The organism is Streptomyces sp. NPDC031418, assembly GCF_055581605.1.
On record NZ_JBVIJC010000017.1, the window covers coordinates 39,547 to 59,255 of the forward strand.

Sequence of the window (19,709 nt, forward strand, 5' to 3'; positions counted from 1 at the left end):
TGCCCGCCGGTGCGGACGGTGTGGTGTCAGAGAAGCGGCAGGATCGCCGGCATCAGGTCCTGGAACGTGCGGCCCTGGGCCGGGTTGCCGAGCGCGGTCATCGTCCAGCCCGTGCCGGCACGGTGCACCTTGGCCATGATCTGGGCGGTGTAGTCGCCGCCGCCGTCCAGCGTGTAGCGGGCCAGCTCCTGACCGGTGGTCTCGTCCACGAGGCGGCAGAACGCGTTCTGCACCTCCTGGAAGGTCTGGCCCGTGAAGGAGTTCACGGTAAAGACGATCTGGTCGACGTGGACCGGAACCCGCTGGAGGTCCACCAGGATCGCCTCGTCGTCCCCGCCCTGGCCGACGCCGCCGACCAGGTTGTCACCGGTGTGGCGCACGGAACCGTCATCGCTCACCAGGTGACGGAAGAAGACGACGTCGACCGGCTGCTTCTCGGCGAAGAGCACCGCGGAGGCGTCCAGGTCGATCTCCTTGGTCCGCGAACCGAACAGACCGCGCCGCTTCGCCGCCTGCCAGCCGAGTCCCATGCGGACCGCGGTCAGGGAGCCTCCGTCCTTCTTCTCCAGGCTGATGGCCTGACCCTTGGTCAAGTTGACGGACACGGCTGAATCCCCTCTCGATGGTCCCCTGTTGCCGCGCACTGCGCGGTTGTCCAGAACCCTACGCAGGGGCACCGACCGTGCCGAACCCCGGCCCGCGCTTTGTGTCGGTGTTGCAACACTTGACACCTGACATACGCAAACGCCCGAGGTCCGGCACGGTGGCAGGGGTCAGGCGATGCCCGCCTCCCGCATCTGGCGCAGCTCCTTCTTCATCTCCGACACCTCGTCGCGCAGCCGGGCGGCGATCTCGAACTGGAGCTCCGCCGCCGCGGCGCGCATCCGCTCGGTCATCGCCTCGATCTGCTCGGCGAGTTCGGCCGCCGGACGGTCCGTGGGCACCGTCTTGCCCTGGGCCGACGTGGCGGCCTTTGTGGCCTTCGCTCCCTTTGCCGCCTTGTCGCCCAGCGACGGTACGGGTGCCTTGGCGCCCTTGCCGTCCTTGGACTTGCGGTAGCCGGAGCCGAGGAGCTGCTCGGTGTCGACCTCCTCGCGCGCGATCTGCGCGACGATGTCGTTGATCTTCTTCCGCAGGGGCTGCGGGTCGATGCCGTTGGCCTTGTTGTAGGCGATCTGCTTCTCCCGGCGGCGGTTGGTCTCCTCGATGGCCCGCTCCATCGCCGGGGTGATCTTGTCGGCGTACATATGGACCTGGCCGGAGACATTGCGCGCCGCGCGGCCGATGGTCTGGATCAGCGAGGTGCCGGAGCGCAGGAAGCCCTCCTTGTCGGCGTCGAGGATGGCCACGAGGGACACCTCGGGCAGGTCGAGGCCCTCGCGCAGGAGGTTGATGCCGACCAGGACGTCGTACTCACCGGAGCGCAGTTCGCGCAGCAGCTCGATCCGGCGCAGGGTGTCGACGTCGCTGTGCAGGTAGCGCACCTGGATGCCGAGTTCCAGGAAGTAGTCGGTGAGGTCCTCGGCCATCTTCTTGGTCAGCGTGGTGACCAGGACGCGCTCGTCCTTCTCGGTGCGCTTGCGGATCTCGTGCACCAGGTCGTCGATCTGACCCTCGGTGGGCTTGACCACGACCTCGGGGTCGACCAGGCCGGTCGGGCGGATGATCTGCTCGACGACGCCGTCGGAGCGCGAGAGCTCGTAGGCGCCCGGGGTGGCCGAGAGGTAGACGGTCTGCCCGATGCGCTCCTGGAACTCCTCCCACTTCAGGGGGCGGTTGTCCAGTGCGGAGGGCAGCCGGAAACCGTGATCCACAAGGGTGCGCTTACGGGAGGCGTCGCCTTCGTACATGGCGCCGATCTGCGGCACGGTGACATGCGACTCGTCGATGACGAGCAGGAAGTCGTCCGGGAAGTAGTCCAGCAGGGTGTTGGGCGGGGAGCCGGGCGAGCGGCCGTCGAAGTGCATCGAGTAGTTCTCCACGCCGGAGCAGGTGCCGATCTGGCGGAGCATCTCGATGTCGTAGGTGGTGCGCATCCGCAGCCGCTGGGCCTCCAGCAGCTTGCCCTGCTTCTCCAGCTCGGCCAGGCGCTCCCCCAGTTCCTTCTCGATGTCGTTGACGGCCCGCTCCATGCGCTCGGGACCGGCCACGTAGTGGGAGGCGGGGAAGACGTAGAGCTGCTGGTCGTCGCTGATGATCTCGCCGGTGAGCGGGTGCAGCGTGGACAGCGCCTCGATCTCGTCGCCGAACATCTCGATGCGGACGGCCAGCTCCTCGTAGACCGGGAAGATCTCGATGGTGTCGCCGCGGACCCGGAAGGTGCCCCGGGCGAAGGCCACGTCGTTGCGCGTGTACTGGATGTCGACGAAGCGCCGCAGCAGTTCGTCCCGGTCGATCTCGTCGCCCACCCTCAGCGGGACCATCCGGTCCACGTACTCCTGCGGAGTGCCGAGGCCGTAGATGCAGGACACCGAGGCGACGACGATGACATCGCGGCGGGTGAGCAGCGAGTTGGTCGCCGAGTGGCGCAGGCGCTCGACCTCCTCGTTGATCGAGGAGTCCTTCTCGATGTAGGTGTCCGACTGCGGAACGTAGGCCTCGGGCTGGTAGTAGTCGTAGTACGAGACGAAGTACTCGACCGCGTTGTTCGGCAACAGCTCGCGGAACTCGTTGGCCAGCTGGGCGGCCAGGGTCTTGTTCGGTGCCATCACCAGGGTGGGGCGCTGGAGCTTCTCGATCATCCACGCGGTGGTGGCGGACTTGCCGGTGCCGGTCGCGCCCAGCAGGACGACGTCCTTCTCACCGGCCTCGATGCGCTTGGCCAGGTCGGCGATGGCTGTCGGCTGATCGCCGCTGGGCTGGTAGGGGCTGACGACCTCGAAGGGCGCCACCGTGCGTTCGATGTGGGAAACGGGCCGCATGCCATCCACCGTACGACCCCGCACTGACAACGGGTTCCGATCAGCGGTTCCGCTCGGGTCCGGCCCCGGTTCCGCGGGTCCGGATCAGCGGTTCTGCGGGGTGCGGGAGCCGTGGTGCTCTGGGTGGCGGACCGGCCTGGCACCTTCGGGCGGCGCCGGGCGGCGGTCCGGGTGGGAGGCGACGGCGGCGGCCGGAACGCCGGGCTTGTGTTCGACGGGCCGGAGGCCCGGCCGGCCCGCGACCATCGACGGATCGAAGATCACGACGACTCCGGCGAGCAGCAGGAAGGCGAGCGGTCCGATCAGCATGGGCGCGAGCACGGACGGCTCCGGTGCACCGGCGGTGCCGTGGGAGACGCCGTCGAGATGGACGCCGAGGGCCGCCATTCCGGTGTAGTGCATGCCGCTGACCGCGAGCCCCATGACCAGGCTCGCTCCCACGCTCCACAGGAAGCCGCGGACGCGGCCGGCGGCCCACAGCGCGGCGGTGGCGGCGACGACGGCTATGACGACGGAGATGGCGACGGTGACGGTGTTGTAGGTGAACCGCCCGTGGAAGCGCACTCCGGCCATGCCCAGGTAGTGCATCGAGGCGACGCCCAGACCGGTGATCGTGCCTCCGGTGAAGAGGGCGGTGCCGGTGGCGCCGCGGTAACCGACGATGAAGATCCCGACGCCGACCATCACGATGGCCAGGCCGAGGCTCGCATAGGTGATCGGTTTGTCGTAGTGGATCGGCGCTTCCTTGATGGAGAAGCCCATCATCGCGACGAAGTGCATGGTCCATATGCCGGAGCCGATCGCGGCCGAGCCGAGGGCCAGCCAGGCGGGCCGCCGGGCGTGTGTGACCAGCAGGGACCGGGTGGTGCAGCGCAGGCCGAGGGCACCGCCGAGGCAGGCCATCAGATAGGCCACCAATGGGGTGACGGCCCCGTAGCTGAATCCGTCGACCGTGCCTTGCATCCGCGGCTGCCCTTCCGCCCTCTTCTGTCCCGGAATACCCGAAAACGCCCCCCGTCCCAGGACCGCGTCGGCGGCCAGGGTTGTCGCAGAGAGTATGACCCCCACCAGAATGGTCGAACGATTTTCCGGCAAAGAAACACGCCCTTGCCCCAGATGTGCGGCAGCGGTGAGCGGACCTGGACATCTTCGTGCGATCTGTGGCGGTCGTGCGCCCAGGTGCCGTTGACCCACTGCTGTCAGTCTGGTGCTGTCGGTGTTTGCTCGACGCGAGGAGTACGGATGCACGCGCGCGTAGTTGCCGCCACGGTCGCGGCGGTCCTCGGCACGGTGGCCCTGCTGGCCTCCGTCGCCGGATCCGACGCCCGGGCGGGCGAGGTCGGCGAGCCCACGGTGATCGCCCATCGGGGCGCTTCCGCCTACGCGCCGGAGAACACGCTGGCCTCGATCGACAAGGCCGCGGAGATGGGCTTCTCCTGGGTCGAGAACGACGTGCAGCGCACCAAGGACGGCGAGCTGGTCGTGATCCACGACGCCGGCCTCGCCCGGACCACCGATGTCGAGCAGGTCTTTCCCGGCCGGGCGCCGTGGAAGGTGAAGGACTTCACCGCCGCGGAGATCGCCCGGCTGGACGCGGGCAGCTGGTTCTCGTCCGCCTACGCGGGCACGCGCGTGCCGACGCTCCGGCAGTACATGCGCCGGATCGAGCACAACCACGAGAAGCTGCTCCTGGAGGTCAAGAACCCGGAGCTCTACCCGGGCATCGAGCAGCAGATCCTCAAGCTCCTCGGGGACGAGGGCTGGCTGGACCGCGCGCACCTGCGGCGGCTCATCGTGCAGAGCTTCAGCGCCGACAGCGTGCGCACGGTCCACCGGCTTGATCCCGAGGTGACCACCGCCTACCTCGGCGCACCCACCGCGGCACAGCTGCACGGGTACGCGCGCTTCACGGATCTGATCAATCCGTCGTACACCTCGCTCTCGAGGGGGTACGTGGCGGCGGTGCACGCCTTCGACGGGCCGCACGGCAGGCCGCTTCGGGTCTTCGCGTGGACGGTGAACGACGCGGCCACCGCCCGCAAGGCCGCGGGCCTGGGTGTCGACGGGGTGATCACCAACGAGCCCGACGTGGTCCGTGCGGCGCTGGCGGACCGGGCCGCGCAGGCGTTGTCGGTGGGGGGCCGTACCGTGGGCGCATGGACAGCCATGGGCAGGATGAGCAGCGGATCGTATGGGCGGTGGCCGGTACCGACATCGGCCCGCTGATGCTGGTCGCGACCCGGGACGGCCTGGTCAACGTCGTCTTCCATGCCACCGAGGCGGTGCGCGAGCGGACCCTGGAGCGGCTGGCGGCCCGGCTGGGCGCCGACCCCGTGGAGGACCCGGACGCACCCCTGCTGGCCGAGGCCATAGGCCAGCTGCGGGCGTACTTCGCGGGCGAGCGGCACGACTTCGACCTGCCGCTGGACTGGTCGCTGATCTCCGGCTTCAACCGGCAGGTGCTGCGGGAGCTGGCCTCGGGCGTCCCGTACGGCACCGTGGTGGGGTACGGGGATCTCGCCGGCCGGGTCGGGCAGCCCGGTGCGGCGCAGGCGGTCGGCGCGGCCATGGGCGCCAATCCCCTGCCGGTGGTCGTGCCGTGCCACCGGGTGGTGGAGAGCGACGGCGGCATCGGCGGCTTCGGGGGCGGTCTGGAGACCAAGCGGAAGCTGCTCGCCCTGGAAGGCGTGCTGCCCGAGCCGTTGTTCTGACCTCCGCTGGGGAGGGTCCGCGACGCCGGCAGGATCCGAAAGAGAGGCCCTAGTCGTCGTAGTGCCGGGCCTCGAACACATTGCCGTCCGGGTCCTGGAAGTAGAAGTTCCGGACGGCGTTCCCGCGGGCTCCGGAGGAGTCGTGGCCGATGCCGCTCAGCGGGACGCCGTGCTCGGTCAGCCGGGCGTGCAGGGCGTCGAACGCGTCCGTCGGCAGGGCCAGACAGATGTGGTTGACGGGATGGCCGGCGCGGTCCGCGGAGCCGGGCAGCATCCGCATCCGTTCCGCGAGGGTGTGGGGCGCGAGATCCAGGATGGTCTCCTCGTTGACGCGGACCGAGGGGAAGGAGAGCTTGCCCTCGGTGAACTCGCCGACTCCCATGGGCTCCAGGCCGACGGCCGTCTCGTAGAAGCGGGCCGCGGCGACCGGGTCGGCGACCCAGAGGACGACATGGTCGAGGCGCATGGTGTTCTTCGTCATGCGGCCCAGGCTGGTGGCGTCCCCCACAGGCCGCAAGCGTTTAGCCGCGTCCGGCGCCCGCCAGAGATGAGGAAGGGCCGACGGACGGGAGGCGGGCACATGGTGCTGGTGGTGTCGGAAGAGGTCCGGGAGGCGATCGCGGCGCGGCGGCCGGTGGTGGCCCTGGAGTCCACGATCATCGCGCACGGGCTGCCGCGCCCGCGCAACCTTCAGGTGGCGCTGGAGCTGGAGGAGGCGGTACGGCACGAGGGGGCGGTGCCGGCGACCGTCGCCGTGCTCGACGGACGGCCCTGTGTCGGGCTGGACAAGGAACAGGTCGAGCGGATCGCGAACGAGGACGGCATCCGCAAGCTGAGCCACCGCGATCTGCCGCTCGCCGTGGCAAGCGGAGCGAGCGGGGCGACGACCGTGTCCGCGACGGCCCGGCTCGCCGCGCTGGCGGGGGTCCGGGTGTTCGCCACCGGCGGGCTGGGCGGCGTGCACCGGGAGTGGACGGTGACGCAGGACGAGTCGGCCGACCTGGGGCTGCTGGCGCACACCCGGATCACGGTCGTATGCGCGGGCGTGAAGTCGATTCTGGATGTGCCGGCGACCCTGCAACGGCTGGAGACGCTCGGCGTGGCCGTCGCCGGGTACCGCACGGACCGGTTCCCCGGCTTCTATCTGTCCGACTCGGGGCATCCGGTGGACTGGACCCTGGAATCTCCGGAGCAGGCCGCGGACGTCATGCGGGCCCAGGACGCGCTGGGCGCACCGCCTTCGGCGCTGATCGTCGCCAACCCCGTGCCGGAAGCGGAGCAGCTCGATCCGGAGCTGCACGCCCGTGTGCTCGCCGACGCGCTCACCGCCTGCGCGGAGCAGGGCATCACAGGGCAGGCAGTGACCCCGTTCCTGCTGGACTACCTGGTCCGGCACACGGACGGCGCCTCGCTGAGCGCCAATCTGGCGGCGGTGCGCGGCAATGTACGGCTGGCGGCGCGGATCGCCACCTCGTGGGCCCGGGAGTGACCACCGGGCGGACCGGGGCGCTGCTGGTCGTCGGGGACGTCGTCACCGACGTGGTGGCCCGGCACCGGGGTCCGCTCGCGGGCGGCACCGACACGGCCGCGGCGATCCGGACGGTGCCGGGCGGCGCGGGCGCCAATGTCGCCTGCTGGGCCGCTCACGCCGGCTGCGCGGACGTACGGCTGCTCGGCCGGGTGGGCGCGGACGCGGCGGCGTGGCACGAGCGGGAGCTGCTCGCGGCCGGGGTGCGACCGCGGCTGGTGGTGGACCCGGAGGCGGCGACCGGCACGGTGATCTGCCTGGTCGACACGGGGGCGGCGGCCGAGCGTACGTTCCTCACGGACAGTGGGGCCTCGCTGCGGCTCGAACCCGGAGACTGGTCGGACGCGCTGCTCGACGGCGTGGCCTGGCTGCATCTGTCGGGCTATCTGCTGTTCACCGAGCCGAGCCTGGCGCTTGCGCGGGTGGCGCTCGCGGCCGCCCGGGCGCGTGAGGTGCCGGTGAGCCTCGATCCGGCGTCGGCGGGGTTTCTGGTGGAGCTGGGGCTGGACCGGTTCCTGTCGTTCGCGGGCGGGCTGGACGTGCTGCTGCCGAGCCGGGACGAGGCGTGCCTGCTCACGGGGCTGCCGGACCTGGCGGACGCCGCGGCCAAGCTGAGCCGGCTGGTGCCGCTGGTGGTGGCCAAGGCGGGTGCCGACGGAGCCCTCGTGGCCCGGGCCGGCGCCGCACCGGCACGGGTCCCGGCCGTGCCGGCCACCCCTCGGGACACCACGGGCGCGGGGGACGCCTTCACCGGCGCGTTCCTCGCCGCCCTGCTCGCGGGCGCATCCGCGGAGGAGGCGGCGGCCGGCGGGTGCCGAGCGGGTGCGGAGGCGGTGGCCAGGGTGGGCGGCAGACCACCGCGGGCACAGAGCGGCGGGTAGGACGTGGATACGCGTCTGCGGAAGGCCGGGGCGCAGGCCCTGGCGTAGCCGGTTGGCGAGCCGTTGCACCGGGACGTGCTCGTCGGGGCAGGCCCCAACTGCCGGTTCCCTTGGCTCGTCCGACGCTCGTCCACAGGCGGGAACCAAGCGGAACTTCGTGTTCCCACAGGCTCGCCCGCACTGTGCCGGGGCCTGGCAGACTTGCCGGGCAAGGCGCGAAAGCGTCGCGCACGAGGTCCATGCGAGGGGGATCCGGATGTCCATGGCGGGGAATCTGCGGAAGGTCACGGAGCTGGGCAGGGTCGGCGGCCTGCGCAGGGTGGCACGGCTCGGCCGGCGCCGGCCGCGAGTGGACCTGAGCCATCCCGCCAGGTCGCCGCTGGGCTCGTCGGTGGTCAACTGCGTGACCTATCAGGACGGCGTACGGGTGCAGGGGAGCGCCGATCTGGTGGACGCGGTGAGGCTCGTACGCAAGAGCGGTGAGGGATTCGTCTGGCTGGGACTGCACGAGCCGACGGACCGTGAGTTCGCCGGCATCGCCGAGCTCTTCAACCTGCACCCGCTGGCGGTGGAGGACGCGGTCGAGGCCCATCAGCGTCCGAAGCTGGAGCACTACGGGGACACGCTCTTCGCGGTGTTCAAGACGGTCTGCTACGTGGAGCACGAACGACTGACCGCGACCAGCGAAGTGGTGAACACCGGCGAGATCATGGTGTTCGTCGGCAAGGACTTCGTCATCACGGTGCGGCACGGCCGGCACGGTTCTCTGGGACCGCTGCGCGAGGAGCTGGAGTCGGATCCGCAGCAGCTCGCCAAGGGCCCGGCGGCGGTGCTGCACGCGATCGCCGACCATGTCGTCGACGACTACCTGAACGTCACCGACGCGGTCCAGGCGGACATCGACCAGGTCGAGACCGAGGTGTTCTCCGAGGAGGGCGCGCGGCTCGATCCGGGGCGGATCTACCAGATGAAGCGCGAGCTGCTCGAACTGAAGCGGGCGGTGGTGCCACTGGGCCGCCCGGTGGAGGACCTGGCCACCCGGCCCATACGCGTCATCGCCCCGGAGATACAGGCCTACTTCCGGGATGTGCTCGACCACCTCATACGGGCCAAGGACCAGATCGCCGCGTTCGACGAACTGCTCAACTCCATCCTCCAGGCCCATCTCGCGCAGGTGACCGTCGCGCAGAACGAGGACATGCGGAAGATCACGGCATGGGCCGCGGTGATCGCCGTACCCACGATGGTGTGCGGGGTGTACGGCATGAACTTCGACCATATGCCGGAGCTGCACTGGCGGTTCGGATATCCGCTGGTCATGGCCGTGATGGCCGGGGCCTGCGTGGCGCTGTACCGGGGCTTCAGGCGCAACGGCTGGCTCTGAGCGGGACGGTCGCGCCGGGGGTCAGCCGCTCCAGGCGGGATGGCGTGGGTCGTCGGCACGGACCAGGACGTCCGCCGTGCCGGCCGGATCGGCCTCGGAGGCGTAGCGCTCGAAGGCCGGGAGCGTCCAGTGGTCGGACTCAGGGGTACGGCGGCGCAGGGCGCCCGGGGAGAGGAGGACGTGGACGGTCAGGTCGAACGGGAACCAGTGCCGCAGCAGTAGCGGGCCGTGCAGCAACAGCAGTCCGCCTGGCGGGAGTTGGACGTAGGGGCTGCGGGTGGCCCGGTCGGTGACCGGATCCCACAGGTCGGGCAGGACGCGCCCGCTGCCGCCGGGATCGAGCGGTCCGAAGACCTCGCGCCACAGGGCACCCGTGTCGAACCATCCGTTGTAGTACGACTCCTCGTCCCGCCGCCCGTGTTCCAGGCGCAGCGAGGCCGGGCGCAGAAAGCCCTCGGCACCGACCACGAGCGAAGGCCGGCCACGCACCCGCAGCGCCTCGCCCACGCGCTCGGCGAGATCGCCGGGCCGGGCGGCCGGAGCCCCGTCGAAGCCGACCCGCGGCCAGGCTCCGCCGTCGGCCGGCTTCAGGTCGGTCAGCCGGTCGGCGAGCTGCTCGGCGAGCCGGTCCCAGGTGATCGCTTCGAGTCGCACAGGGCCCATGATGCCGGGTGCCGTGGCCGAGCGGCGACGGCGGCTGCCGGGAGAGGAGGTCACCAGAGCGGGGAGAGGGGGAAGCGGCCGGACAGGCACATAGGCGGGCCATGCCTTCGGTGAGGAGAAGGTGTCGATGATCAGCTCATGGGAGGAGTGCGGAAATATGCTCTGAAGAGCCCCGGGGAAGGGGACAGGCCCGCGGCGGTGGGGAAAGAAACGCGTATGGCGCTTCCCGCAACTCCCCACTCCCCCGGCCGCCTTGTCGCCATCCAGCCGCTGAAGGCCAAGCGCTGTGCCGCGTGCCGGCGGGGGCCGCTGTCGCTGCTGGTGCTGGAGGACGGAGCGCCCCGCTGTCTGGAGTGCGCCGACCTCGGGCACCTGGTGTTCCTGCCGCGCGGGGACACAGCGCTCACCCGCAGATCGCGGGAGGAGAGTGGGCTGTCGGTGGTGGTCGTGCGGTTCAACCGGCGCAAGAGCCGCTACGAACGGCAGGGCGTGCTCGTGGAGGAGGCGGCGCTGGCCCGGGCCGAGGCGCGGTGCCTGGCCGACGCGGAGGCACGGCGCCGGCGGCGGGCCCGGGACGCGCGGCGAAGGGCCGCGGAGGACGAGCGGTTCGCGGCGGCGTTCGCGGGCGAGATCCTCCGGCTGTTCCCGGGCTGTCCGGCCGAGCGGGCGCGGGCGATCGCCGGTCATGCCTCCGTGCGCGGCAGCGGGCGGGTCGGGCGCAGTGCGGCCGGGCGGGCCCTGTCCGAGGGGGCGGTGATCTCGGCGGTCGTGGCGGCCGTACGGCATGTGGACACGGCGTACGACCAGCTGCTGATGAGCGGGGTGCACCGGTTCGAGGCGCGGCGCCGGATCGCGCCGGCCGTGGAGAGCGTGCTGCGGACCTGGCAGGGGGCCGGGGAGGAGGTGGGCTGAAGGCGGGGGAGAAAGCGCTCTCCGACGTGCTGCGCGGCCGTCGGGGGAGACGTATCGTGGCCGGAAGAGCGCGGGTACCGGTACGCGAGGAAGACGCTCATGGCCGATCCCAAGGGGTTCATGACGACGCCGCGCCAGGAGTGGCCGCGGCGGCCCGTGGAGGAGCGGGTGCGGGACTGGGACGAGGTGTACGTCCCGGGCGCGCTGCTGCCCATCATCAGCAAGCAGGCCGATCGCTGCATGGACTGCGGCGTGCCTTTCTGCCATGACGCGTGCCCGCTGGGCAATCTCATCCCCGAGTGGAACGACCTGGTGTCGCGGGAGGACTGGCGGGCCGCGAGCGACCGGCTGCACGCCACCAACAACTTCCCGGAGTTCACCGGGCGGCTGTGTCCGGCGCCGTGCGAGGCGGGGTGTGTGCTGGCGATCAACCAGCCGGCCGTCACCATCAAGAACGTCGAGTGTGCCATCGCCGACCGGGCCTGGGAGGAGGGTTTCACACCGGCGCTGCCGCCCGACCGGCTGTCCGGGAAGACGGTCGCGGTCATCGGCTCCGGGCCCACCGGACTCGCCGCGGCACAGCAGCTGACCCGGGCCGGTCACACGGTCGCGGTGTACGAGAAGGACGACCGGCTCGGCGGGCTGCTGCGGTACGGCATCCCGGAGTTCAAGATGGAGAAGCACCATCTGGAACGGCGGCTGGCGCAGATGCGGGCCGAGGGGACGAAGTTCCGCACCTCGACATCCGTCGGGCGGGACGTCTCCGCGGCGGAACTGCGGTCCCGGTACGACGCGGTGGTGATCGCCACCGGCGCCACCGCCTGGCGGGAACTCACGGTGCCGGGCCGGACGTTGGACGGGATACACCAGGCGATGGAGTATCTGCCGCTGGCCAACCGGGTGTGCGAGGGCGATCTGGAGGTCTCGCCGCTGTCGGCCGCCGGCCGGCATGTGGTGATCGTCGGCGGCGGGGACACCGGTGCCGACTGTCTGGGGACGGCGGTGCGCGAGGGGGCCGCGTCCGTGACCCAGCTGGACATCTACGCGCAGCCGGGCGCCGAGCGGGACGAGGACACCGACCCGTGGCCGACGTACCCGAAGATCTATCGGCTGTCGGCGGCACACGAGGAGGCGCGGGAGCTGCGGACGGCACCGGAGGCGGACGCGGACGCGCGGCTGTTCGCGGCGTCCACGCTCCGCTTCACCGGAGACGAGAGGGGGTGGGTGCGTTCCCTGCACCTGGAGGAGGTCGACGAGCGGCGGCTTCCGGTGCCGGGGACCGAGCGGGAGCTGCCCGCCGACCTGGTGCTGCTCGCCCTCGGCTTCACCGGCCCCGACCGGGAGGACGGGCTGATCGAGCAGCTGGGGCTGGCGCTGGAGGAGCGGGGCACGATCAGCCGGGACGGCGGCTTCGCGACGAACGTCCCGGGGGTGTTCGCCGCCGGGGACGCGGCGCGGGGACAGTCGCTCGTCGTCTGGGCGATCGCGGAGGGGCGTGCGGTGGCGGCGGCCGTGGACGGTTTCCTCATGGGAAGCAGCCGGCTGCCCGCTCCGATCGCACCGACGGACCGCCCGATGCGGGTGTGAGAGACGGGTGGACGGCGGGCGCCCACCGGCAGGGGGTCAGGACAGCAGGAAGTCGGCCACCCCCGCCTTGGCGCCCTCGATGAACGCGGTCATCTCGTCCGTGGTGTAGATCAGTGCGGGCCCGTCCGGATCGGTGGACTGGCGTACGGCGATCCGGCCGTCGGCCAGCTTCATCGCCTCCAGGCAGTTTCCGCCGTTGCCGCCGCTCCAGGGCTTGTGCCAGCCCTCGCTGCCCAACTCCCGCGCGGGCATGCCGTTGTAGACGTGACCGCGGGGCTCTATGCGATCCATTCACAGCTCCTTGCGGAGATCGCCGAGGATCTCCTTCGTGCGTTGTGCCGTAGCGGCCTGTGCCGCCATGCGGTCCATGACCTCCAGGTGGGTCGCCACCTCGATGCGCGCGTCCAGGTAGACCGCGCCGGTCAGGTACTCGCTGTAGACCATGTCCGGCAGTTCCGGCATGGCAAAGCGGAACAGCACGAAGGGCCCGTAGGTCCCCGGGTGCGGCCCGTTGGCGAACGGGGCGACCTGGAGCGTCACATGGGGCAGCTTCGTGGCCTCGAGCAACTTGTCGATCTGCGCGCGCATCACCTCCGGACCACCGACCGGGCGGCGCAGGACGGTCTCGTCGATCACCGCCCAGAAGCGGGGCGCGTCAGGGCGGTTGAGCAGCTCCTGGCGTTGCATGCGCAGCGCGACATGGCGCTCGATGTCGTCCGGGCTGGTCTGGCCGACGGCACCGGACTTCAGCACCGCGCGTGCGTAGTCCTCGGTCTGGAGCAGGCCGGGGACGAAGTGCGGTTCGTAGGAGCGGATGAGGGAGGCCGCGCCCTCCAGGCTGACGTACATCGAGAACCAGCCCGGCAGGATGTCGTGGAACCGCTGCCACCAGCCGGGCCTGTTGGCCTCCTCGGCGAGCCGGACGAAGAGTTCGGCCTCGTCGGCGGGGACGCCGTACGCCTTCAGCAGCAGCTGCACATAGGGGATCTTGAGAGCGACCTCGGCCGTCTCCATGCGGCGGACGGTGGCGGGAGCGACATGGAGGACACGGGCGGCCTCCTCACGCTTCAGCCCGGCGCGCTCCCGCAGGTCCATCAGGCGCCGGCCGAGGACCACCTGGCCCACGGTCGGCGCGGACCGCGGTTCGCTCACGCTCCCACCTCCACAAGTATCCGGACAGCCCTGCGGCGCCGTTCGAAGACTCATTCGAAGACCGGGTCGGACTCCGGTGGTCCCAATTGGCGCCGCTCAACATGCTGTTGCGAGCAGTGTGCCACGGCCTCCGACCGAGTCACACAGCACTCTGCAATTTTCAGAGTGACACTTGCCAAGTGTTCCGGGCAGGGAGATAGTGGCAAGCGTGATTCCGTCCGCGCCCTTAGGAACAGACGCCGCCACAGGCCTTCCCGGCCTCGGCGCCGCACCGGGAGCCCCCCTTGCACGGGACGCTGCCGAGCGCCGGTTCCGCTTCGAACTGGCCGCGCATCCGGGTTCCGTGGCCCGGGCCAGACGCCTGGCGCACGCCCGGCTCGCCGGCTGGGCGGTGGGCGCGGACACCTGCGACAACGCGGCCCTGGTCATTTCCGAGCTGGTCACCAACGCGATCGTGCACACGGCGAGCAGCCGTGTGGTGTGCGAGCTGCACGACCACGACGACATGGTGCGCATAGCCGTACGCGACGAGGGCTGCTCCCCCGGCGAACCGCATCCGTCGCCGCAGCGCCCCGATGACGAGCACGGCAGGGGGCTGTTTCTCGTCGACGCGCTGTGCCAGGCCTGGGGCGCCCAGGAGCAGGGGGCCGGACTGCTGGTCTGGGCCGAGCTGGCCCGGCAGGCCGACCCGGCCCAGGAGGATGCCGCACCCCGCGCCGACCTCGGCTGGGGCGCGCGCCCCAAGCCGGGCCGCCCGCAGGACTCCGGCGAGGAAGGGGCCACCGAGACCCCGGACGGAACAGCGCGACAGCGCCGTCCCGGGTGCGCCGGCGAAGAGCGCCACGGTCACGACGGCCCGGAGCCCCCCGCACACGGCGACTCCGCGCACCCCACCCACGGCGAGCCCGTGCACCCCGCGCACGACGGCCCGGAGCACCGTACGCATGGCGGCGCCGGCCGGCCGCGGTTCGGGACGTCCGGGCAGCCGCTGCACCGCACTCCGGGACAGCACCGGCCGCGGGAGCAGTCGTGACCGGCACCAGCGGCACCGGCCGGCCTGACGTCGTACGCGCCGAGCGGCCGGGTGCGGCCGGGTCCGAGCAGTCGATCGGGCTGGACACCCTGGTGCGCTTGCAGCGTCGGCGGCCCGCCACGGAGAACGCTCGTCGGCTGCGGATTCCGGACGGCATGACGGCTCCGCTCGGCTTCGACGCCGTGGCCGTGCCCGACCGGCTGGGGCCTCTTGTCGTGCCGCGGCTGCCCCGGCTGGGCTGTGTGTACGCCGACGGCTCCCGCTGGTGGTGGATCGTGCCGTCGGACTCCGACTACGCGCTCCCCTGGCCGGAGCCGGCCCACTACGCCCCCGGCGCCCAGGTCAGCGGCACCGCGCGGCTCATCCATCGCCCCGACGGCACGGTCCCGTACACCCCGCCGATCCCGCTGTACCTGGCGCTGTGCCGGGCGACCGGGACCGCCCCGGACTGGTCGAGGGCGATGCCGGCCTAGGGCCTCTCTCTCGGGTCGGCCGAGAAGGCGCCGACCCCGCAGCCGACCTGATCCGAAAGAGAGGCCCTTGCCGCCGCGCACCCGGGCGGCTCAGTCGGCGGCTTCGCGCACGATCACCAGGAACGTGTCCGTCGCGAGGTCCATGACGACCTCGGCGGGCATGCCCTCCAGGCGCCGCGCGTGCGCGAACTCCTCGGCGGGCCAGGATCCGCGCGGACCACCGGCGGGAAAGCGTTCGAGCACCGTTCGCCCGCTCACCATCTCGCACCTCCAGGAAACGTCGTTCTCATAGGAGTGAACGCCCTGGAGAAGGCGAAGGGCTCGCCGGATGACGGGACTGAGACAATGCCGACACCGAATCGGCGCGGACCGTGATAATCCGGTCACGTTACGACACCAATGGCACCATCCGTATCAGAAGTCGTACTCGTCGTGAAGGCGCAGCCGGTCGCTCCCGGCCGGGTTGCGGCCGAGCACGGTCAGGTCGAGCAGCCCGGCGGTGGTGCCCAGCTCGTCCAGCGCGTCGTCGTACACGGAGTAGGTGTGGAAGACGCGGTCGCGGTCGCGCAGGAAGCAGCTCAGGCCCGGCCGCTCGGCCGGGCCGCCGCCGTCGGCCTCGACGGTCGCCTCGAAATCGCGGTTGAAGTCGCTGTGGTACGAGGAGTACCAGGGCACCGCCCAGCCCATCCGTGCCTTGAACGGCAGGATCCGGGTGAACGGCGCCTGGGAGACCACGGCGAAGGAGGTGTTCCGGGCGCGCAGATGGGCGAGATGGCCGACTTGGTCCAGAAAGCCGGCGCAGCAGGGGCAGCCGGTCTCCCACTCCGGCGCGAACATGAAGTGGTGCACCACGAGCTGGGCCCGCTCCTCGAAGAGGTCGAGGAGGGTCGCCTTGCCGTCGCCGCCCTCGAAGACGTACTCCGGGTCGACCTCGACCATGGGAAGCCGCCGCCGCTCGCCGCTCAGCGCCGCCCGCGCCCGTCTGACCGCCTCCTCCCTGCGCCGCAACTCCTCGCGCGCCGCGCGCCACTGCTCACGCGAGACGATCCCCGGAAGCGCCATGAGCCCTCCTGTGCCCTCTGTCCGACGGTCGGACCGAGGTGGTGACCGTCGGCGGGCGGGGAACTCATCGGCGCGCGCGGAGTTTTTCCGGTCGCCGCGCGGAGTTCTTCCGGTCGCCCTGCGGGAATGATCAGTACGTCACCGGCAGAGCCATCAGCCCCCGCGCGCGCATCGAGGGGCGCCACCGCGCCTCCCCTTCGGCCAGTGCCAGTCGGGGGAACCGCTCCAGCAGGGCGGCCAGTGCGATCTCCGTCTCGGCGCGGGCCAGGGGCGCGCCGACGCAGTAGTGGATGCCGTGGCCGAGGGCGAGATGGCCGGCGGCGTCGCGGGAGAGGTCGAGCCGGTCGGGGTCGGGGAAGCGGTGGGGGTCGCGGTCGGCGGCGGACGGTGACACCCAGACCGTCTCCCCCGCCGGGATGGTGACCCCGGCGATGGTCACGTCCTCGACGGGGAAGCGGCGGATGGCGAGCAGGACCGGGCCCTCGTAGCGGATCAGTTCCTCCACGGCGGCCGGGATGCCCGCCGGGTCCTTGCGCAGGGCGGCGAGCTGGTCGGGGTGGTCGAGGAGGGCGAGGACGGCGTTGCCGATGAGCTGGACCGTGTTCTCGTACCCGGCGAAGAGGATGAGGAAGGCCAGCGACATCAGCTCGTCCTCGCTGAGCCGGTCGCCCTCGTCGCGTACCGCGATCAGGTCGGAGAGCAGGTCGTCGGCGGGGGCGGCCCGCTTGGCGGCGAGCAGGTGGGTGAAGAAGTCGAGCATGGCGCCGACCGACTCGCGGGCCGCCTCGGGGCGTGCCGGGTCGGGGGCGACGAGGGTGTCGGTCCAGATCCGGAAGTCCAGCCGGTGTTCCTCGGGCACGCCGAGCAGGTCGCAGATGACGGTGATGGGCAGCGGGGCGGCGTAGGAGGCGATGAGATCGGCGCTGCCGTGGGGGCCGAGCGCGTCGAGGAGCCGGTCGGCGGTACGGCGGATGGGCGCGCGCAACTGCTGGACCCGGCGCGTGGTGAAGGCGCGGCCGACCAGGCGCCGGATGCGGGTGTGGTCCGGCGGGTCCATGGTGAGGAGGTTGGCGTCGAGGGCGGGAGGCAGCGCGAAGCCCTTGTAGGTGCCGGGTGCGGCGTGCCGCTTGTCCAGGGAGAGACGGGGGTCGGCGAGCGCGGTCCGGACGTCCTCGTACCGGGTGACGAGCCAGGCGGGGGTGCCGTCGGGTCCGGTGATGCGGTGGACGGGCGCGGTGTCGCGCAGGCGCCGGTAGGCGTCGTAGGGGTGCTCGATGAGGCCGTCCGTGAGGTCCATGGCAGGGAGCCTACGGGCTCGGGTGGCGCGCTCCCGACCACGCCGCCCGGGCCATCGTCGGCCGCCAACTCCCCTGCGGCGGCGGCCACATCGGCGGTGCGCAGACCGTGCCCGGGCTAGGCCGCGATCGGCAGCGGCACCTCCCGCTCCCCCAACGCCTCGAGTGCCTGGCGCAGTTGCCGGAGGTGGCGGGGGGTGAGGCGGCCGGTGTCGTCGAGATGGACCGCGCAGGCCGTGGTGGTGTCCACGAGCCGTTCCAGGGCGTCGGCCACCGTCTCCGTTCCCTCGGTGTGCCGGGCGAGGGCGGGCAGTTCGGCGGCGGCGAGGGCGATGGCGGTGCGGGCCTCGCCGAGGGTGCGGTAGGCCTCGCGGCGCAGCGCCCAGCGCTCGGTGCGGGTGTCTCCGGACCCGCCGTCCTCGGCGGGTGCTCCGGACTCGTACTCGCCGAGGACGTGGGTGAGATAGGCGTGCGCGGCGTTCCGGGCCGTCGTGAGGCGGGCCCGGACCTGGGCGCCCCGCTCGCCCGGCATCGGCAGATGTCCGACGACCAGGACGAGCGCGCAGGCGAGCAGCGTCTCGCCGATCCGGCCGGCGGAGGCCTGCGGCTCACCGCCGACCATGACGAGGGCGAGCACCAGGACGGTGACGACGGCGGTCAGCGCGGCGAAGTGCCGGGTGGCCACCGGTACGAGCGCTCCGCACACCGCGACCAGCGCGATCAGCCCGGCCGGGCGGGGCAGCAGCGCGGCGAACCCGGCGAACACCAGGGCGCCCAGCACGGTCCCGGCGGCCCGGCACAGCACCCGGGAGACGAGCGGCCCGAGGTCGGGCTTGACGAGGAAGACGGTGGTGGCCGGAAGCCAGTACCAGTGCTGGTGGTGGCCGTACCAGCCGGTGTGGTGCAGCGCCTGGGCGATGGCGGCACTGGCGCCGAAGCACAGGGCGACGCGCAGCCCGTACTCGCGTCCGCCGACTCCGTACGCGGCCCGCGCGGCGTCCCGGAGACCGCGCGGGCGGCCGACCGGTTCGCGATCGGCGGCCGTGCCCCCGTCGAAGGCCTCGGCGGCGTGCAACAGGGCGTCGTCCAGGGCGCGCAGGGCGGGTGCGGACCGGTGCGGCGCGGGCAGCGGGCCGGTGCCGGTGTTGCCGCGCACGGCCGCGGCGAGCCGGCGTGGTCCCTCGGCGGCGCGGGGCGTGACGGGCTCCCCGGCCCAGAACAGGGCGGTGGCGGCCTCGGCGAGGGGCAGCGCGGCGGTGTACTGGGCGCGCAGCCGGCGCTCGGCGGCGGAACTGGCGTACCGGCGCAGCCGGGGTCCGGCGAGGGCGTCCTGGGCGTGGTCGAGGGCGGCGGTGAGCGCGGCCCGCCGGGCGGTGGCCTGCGGACCGCCGGCCGCGTCGAGCAACGCGGCGATCGCGTCGTACACGGCGGCGACCGCCGACCGCTCCCCGTCGAACCGGAAGTCCCCGGCGAGCGAACCGGGTGTGGGCAGGGCGAGCCGCAGCAGGAGCAGCCAGCCGGCCCCGGCGGTGAAGGCGAGGGCCCGTTGCCAGCCGCTGTCGGCCGCCGGAGTCCCGGCGCCGATGGCCGCGGTGACCAGCAGCTGGGTGCCGGCGGCGGAGGCGACCGGCCCGACGGCGCTGATGCCGCCGGCGAGCAGCCCGAGCCCGGTGAGCACCAGGGTGAGCGGTACGGCGCCGACCAGCTGACCGGCGTACGAGCCGACGAGCAGCCCCAGCGCACCGGCCAGCGCGGGCACGCCGAGCCGCTTGACGGAGGCGCGCCTGCTGCCGGGACGGTCGTTGATGCCGGCGAGCATCGCGGCGATGGCGGCGATGACGCCGTGGGAGACCCGGCCGGTGAGCACTCCGGCGAGCGCCAGCGGCCCGGCGGCGAGCGCACCCCGGGTCACCGCGTTCCATGGCACGGGTCCGCGCTGGGCACGGAGGGCATGGGTGAGCCAGAGGGGTGCGGCGGGCCGGGACACGGGGCTCCTGTTCACGGTTGGGGTCGTACGAGGGGCACGGTTCAGGTCGTACGAGGGCGGGCGGGGCCTTCGGACGACGGTGGCCGGCGGGCCGTGCTTCCACGGTAGGTCCCCTACCCG

19 protein-coding genes and 1 pseudogene are annotated in these 19,709 nt (G+C 72.1%); 9 read left to right on the top strand and 11 right to left on the bottom strand.

All coding sequences use genetic code 11. The features are described from left to right. Positions 1-26: 26 nt before the first annotated feature. The 3 genes from ACZ5CZ_RS24790 to ACZ5CZ_RS24800 form a co-directional block, all read right to left on the bottom strand. On the bottom strand, positions 27-605 hold the full coding sequence (locus ACZ5CZ_RS24790; RefSeq protein WP_385843089.1) for a TerD family protein: 579 nt from the start codon (positions 603-605) through the stop codon (positions 27-29). Between the two features lie 168 nt (positions 606-773). Then, positions 774-2,921 carry an excinuclease ABC subunit UvrB gene (uvrB, locus tag ACZ5CZ_RS24795; protein WP_385843088.1) on the bottom strand — a complete coding sequence of 716 codons (2,148 nt, stop codon included), beginning with the start codon at positions 2,919-2,921 and terminating at the stop codon, positions 774-776. An 84-nt stretch (positions 2,922-3,005) separates the two neighbouring features. Continuing rightward, entirely contained in the window at positions 3,006-3,884 is an 879-nt protein-coding gene (locus tag ACZ5CZ_RS24800) for an MHYT domain-containing protein (RefSeq protein ID WP_385843087.1), read from the bottom strand. Positions 3,885-4,163: 279 nt separating this feature from the next. On the opposite strand from ACZ5CZ_RS24800, the gene ACZ5CZ_RS24805 reads away from it, so the two are divergent. Both ACZ5CZ_RS24805 and ACZ5CZ_RS24810 read left to right on the top strand, forming a co-directional pair. Next, positions 4,164-5,147, top strand: a complete 984-nt coding sequence (locus ACZ5CZ_RS24805) for a glycerophosphodiester phosphodiesterase (RefSeq protein WP_468946066.1) — start codon at positions 4,164-4,166, stop codon at positions 5,145-5,147. Then, the gene (locus ACZ5CZ_RS24810) at positions 5,078-5,632 is read left to right on the top strand and encodes a methylated-DNA--[protein]-cysteine S-methyltransferase (protein ID WP_467542452.1); all 555 of its coding nucleotides are present in this window, start codon (positions 5,078-5,080) and stop codon (positions 5,630-5,632) included. The genes ACZ5CZ_RS24805 and ACZ5CZ_RS24810 overlap by 70 nt, the downstream gene beginning before the upstream one ends. A gap of 49 nt (positions 5,633-5,681) precedes the next feature. Here the strand turns inward: ACZ5CZ_RS24810 and ACZ5CZ_RS24815 are convergent, their stop codons facing one another. Beyond that, the gene (locus ACZ5CZ_RS24815; RefSeq protein WP_468946068.1) at positions 5,682-6,113 is read right to left on the bottom strand and encodes a VOC family protein; all 432 of its coding nucleotides are present in this window, start codon (positions 6,111-6,113) and stop codon (positions 5,682-5,684) included. 99 nt (positions 6,114-6,212) lie between these two features. On the opposite strand from ACZ5CZ_RS24815, the gene ACZ5CZ_RS24820 reads away from it, so the two are divergent. From ACZ5CZ_RS24820 to corA, 3 genes are all read left to right on the top strand, one after another. Further along, positions 6,213-7,121, top strand: a complete 909-nt coding sequence (locus tag ACZ5CZ_RS24820; protein WP_468946071.1) for a pseudouridine-5'-phosphate glycosidase — start codon at positions 6,213-6,215, stop codon at positions 7,119-7,121. Then, positions 7,118-8,041: a carbohydrate kinase family protein gene (locus ACZ5CZ_RS24825; protein WP_385843082.1), complete on the top strand. Its 924-nt coding sequence runs from the start codon at positions 7,118-7,120 to the stop codon at positions 8,039-8,041. Before ACZ5CZ_RS24820 ends, ACZ5CZ_RS24825 begins: the two co-directional genes overlap by 4 nt. 256 nt (positions 8,042-8,297) lie before the next feature. After that, positions 8,298-9,425: a magnesium/cobalt transporter CorA gene (corA, locus tag ACZ5CZ_RS24830; RefSeq protein ID WP_385843080.1), complete on the top strand. Its 1,128-nt coding sequence runs from the start codon at positions 8,298-8,300 to the stop codon at positions 9,423-9,425. Between the two features lie 21 nt (positions 9,426-9,446). Here the strand turns inward: corA and ACZ5CZ_RS24835 are convergent, their stop codons facing one another. Then, on the bottom strand, positions 9,447-10,079 hold the full coding sequence (locus ACZ5CZ_RS24835; RefSeq protein ID WP_385843079.1) for a nucleoside/nucleotide kinase family protein: 633 nt from the start codon (positions 10,077-10,079) through the stop codon (positions 9,447-9,449). A 225-nt stretch (positions 10,080-10,304) separates the two neighbouring features. Between ACZ5CZ_RS24835 and ACZ5CZ_RS24840 the strand changes: the two genes are divergently transcribed. Both ACZ5CZ_RS24840 and ACZ5CZ_RS24845 read left to right on the top strand, forming a co-directional pair. Next, positions 10,305-11,000: a DUF2293 domain-containing protein gene (locus tag ACZ5CZ_RS24840; protein ID WP_385843078.1), complete on the top strand. Its 696-nt coding sequence runs from the start codon at positions 10,305-10,307 to the stop codon at positions 10,998-11,000. Between the two features lie 99 nt (positions 11,001-11,099). Beyond that, positions 11,100-12,587: a glutamate synthase subunit beta gene (locus tag ACZ5CZ_RS24845; RefSeq protein ID WP_385843077.1), complete on the top strand. Its 1,488-nt coding sequence runs from the start codon at positions 11,100-11,102 to the stop codon at positions 12,585-12,587. A gap of 36 nt (positions 12,588-12,623) precedes the next feature. On the opposite strand, the gene ACZ5CZ_RS24850 is transcribed toward ACZ5CZ_RS24845, so the two are convergent. Both ACZ5CZ_RS24850 and ACZ5CZ_RS24855 read right to left on the bottom strand, forming a co-directional pair. Then, positions 12,624-12,878 (bottom strand): DUF397 domain-containing protein, encoded by a 255-nt coding sequence (locus ACZ5CZ_RS24850; protein ID WP_385843076.1) that lies wholly within the window; start codon positions 12,876-12,878, stop codon positions 12,624-12,626. Next, positions 12,879-13,739: a helix-turn-helix domain-containing protein gene (locus tag ACZ5CZ_RS24855; RefSeq protein WP_385843075.1), complete on the bottom strand. Its 861-nt coding sequence runs from the start codon at positions 13,737-13,739 to the stop codon at positions 12,879-12,881. A gap of 199 nt (positions 13,740-13,938) precedes the next feature. On the opposite strand from ACZ5CZ_RS24855, the pseudogene ACZ5CZ_RS24860 reads away from it, so the two are divergent. Next, positions 13,939-14,529: pseudogene (locus tag ACZ5CZ_RS24860) on the top strand (ATP-binding protein); the annotation flags it as partial. Between the two features lie 317 nt (positions 14,530-14,846). Continuing rightward, positions 14,847-15,245: a hypothetical protein gene (locus ACZ5CZ_RS24865; protein ID WP_468946274.1), complete on the top strand. Its 399-nt coding sequence runs from the start codon at positions 14,847-14,849 to the stop codon at positions 15,243-15,245. 90 nt (positions 15,246-15,335) lie between these two features. On the opposite strand, the gene ACZ5CZ_RS24870 is transcribed toward ACZ5CZ_RS24865, so the two are convergent. The 4 genes from ACZ5CZ_RS24870 to ACZ5CZ_RS24885 form a co-directional block, all read right to left on the bottom strand. After that, complete coding sequence (locus ACZ5CZ_RS24870) at positions 15,336-15,506, bottom strand: hypothetical protein (protein WP_385843074.1); 171 nt, start codon at positions 15,504-15,506, stop codon at positions 15,336-15,338. A gap of 153 nt (positions 15,507-15,659) precedes the next feature. Further along, complete coding sequence (locus tag ACZ5CZ_RS24875; protein WP_468946077.1) at positions 15,660-16,307, bottom strand: DUF899 family protein; 648 nt, start codon at positions 16,305-16,307, stop codon at positions 15,660-15,662. 130 nt (positions 16,308-16,437) lie between these two features. Beyond that, entirely contained in the window at positions 16,438-17,604 is a 1,167-nt protein-coding gene (locus tag ACZ5CZ_RS24880; RefSeq protein ID WP_468946079.1) for a cytochrome P450 family protein, read from the bottom strand. 116 nt (positions 17,605-17,720) lie between these two features. Beyond that, complete coding sequence (locus tag ACZ5CZ_RS24885) at positions 17,721-19,604, bottom strand: FUSC family protein (RefSeq protein WP_468946081.1); 1,884 nt, start codon at positions 19,602-19,604, stop codon at positions 17,721-17,723. Between the last annotated feature and the right edge of the window lie 105 nt (positions 19,605-19,709).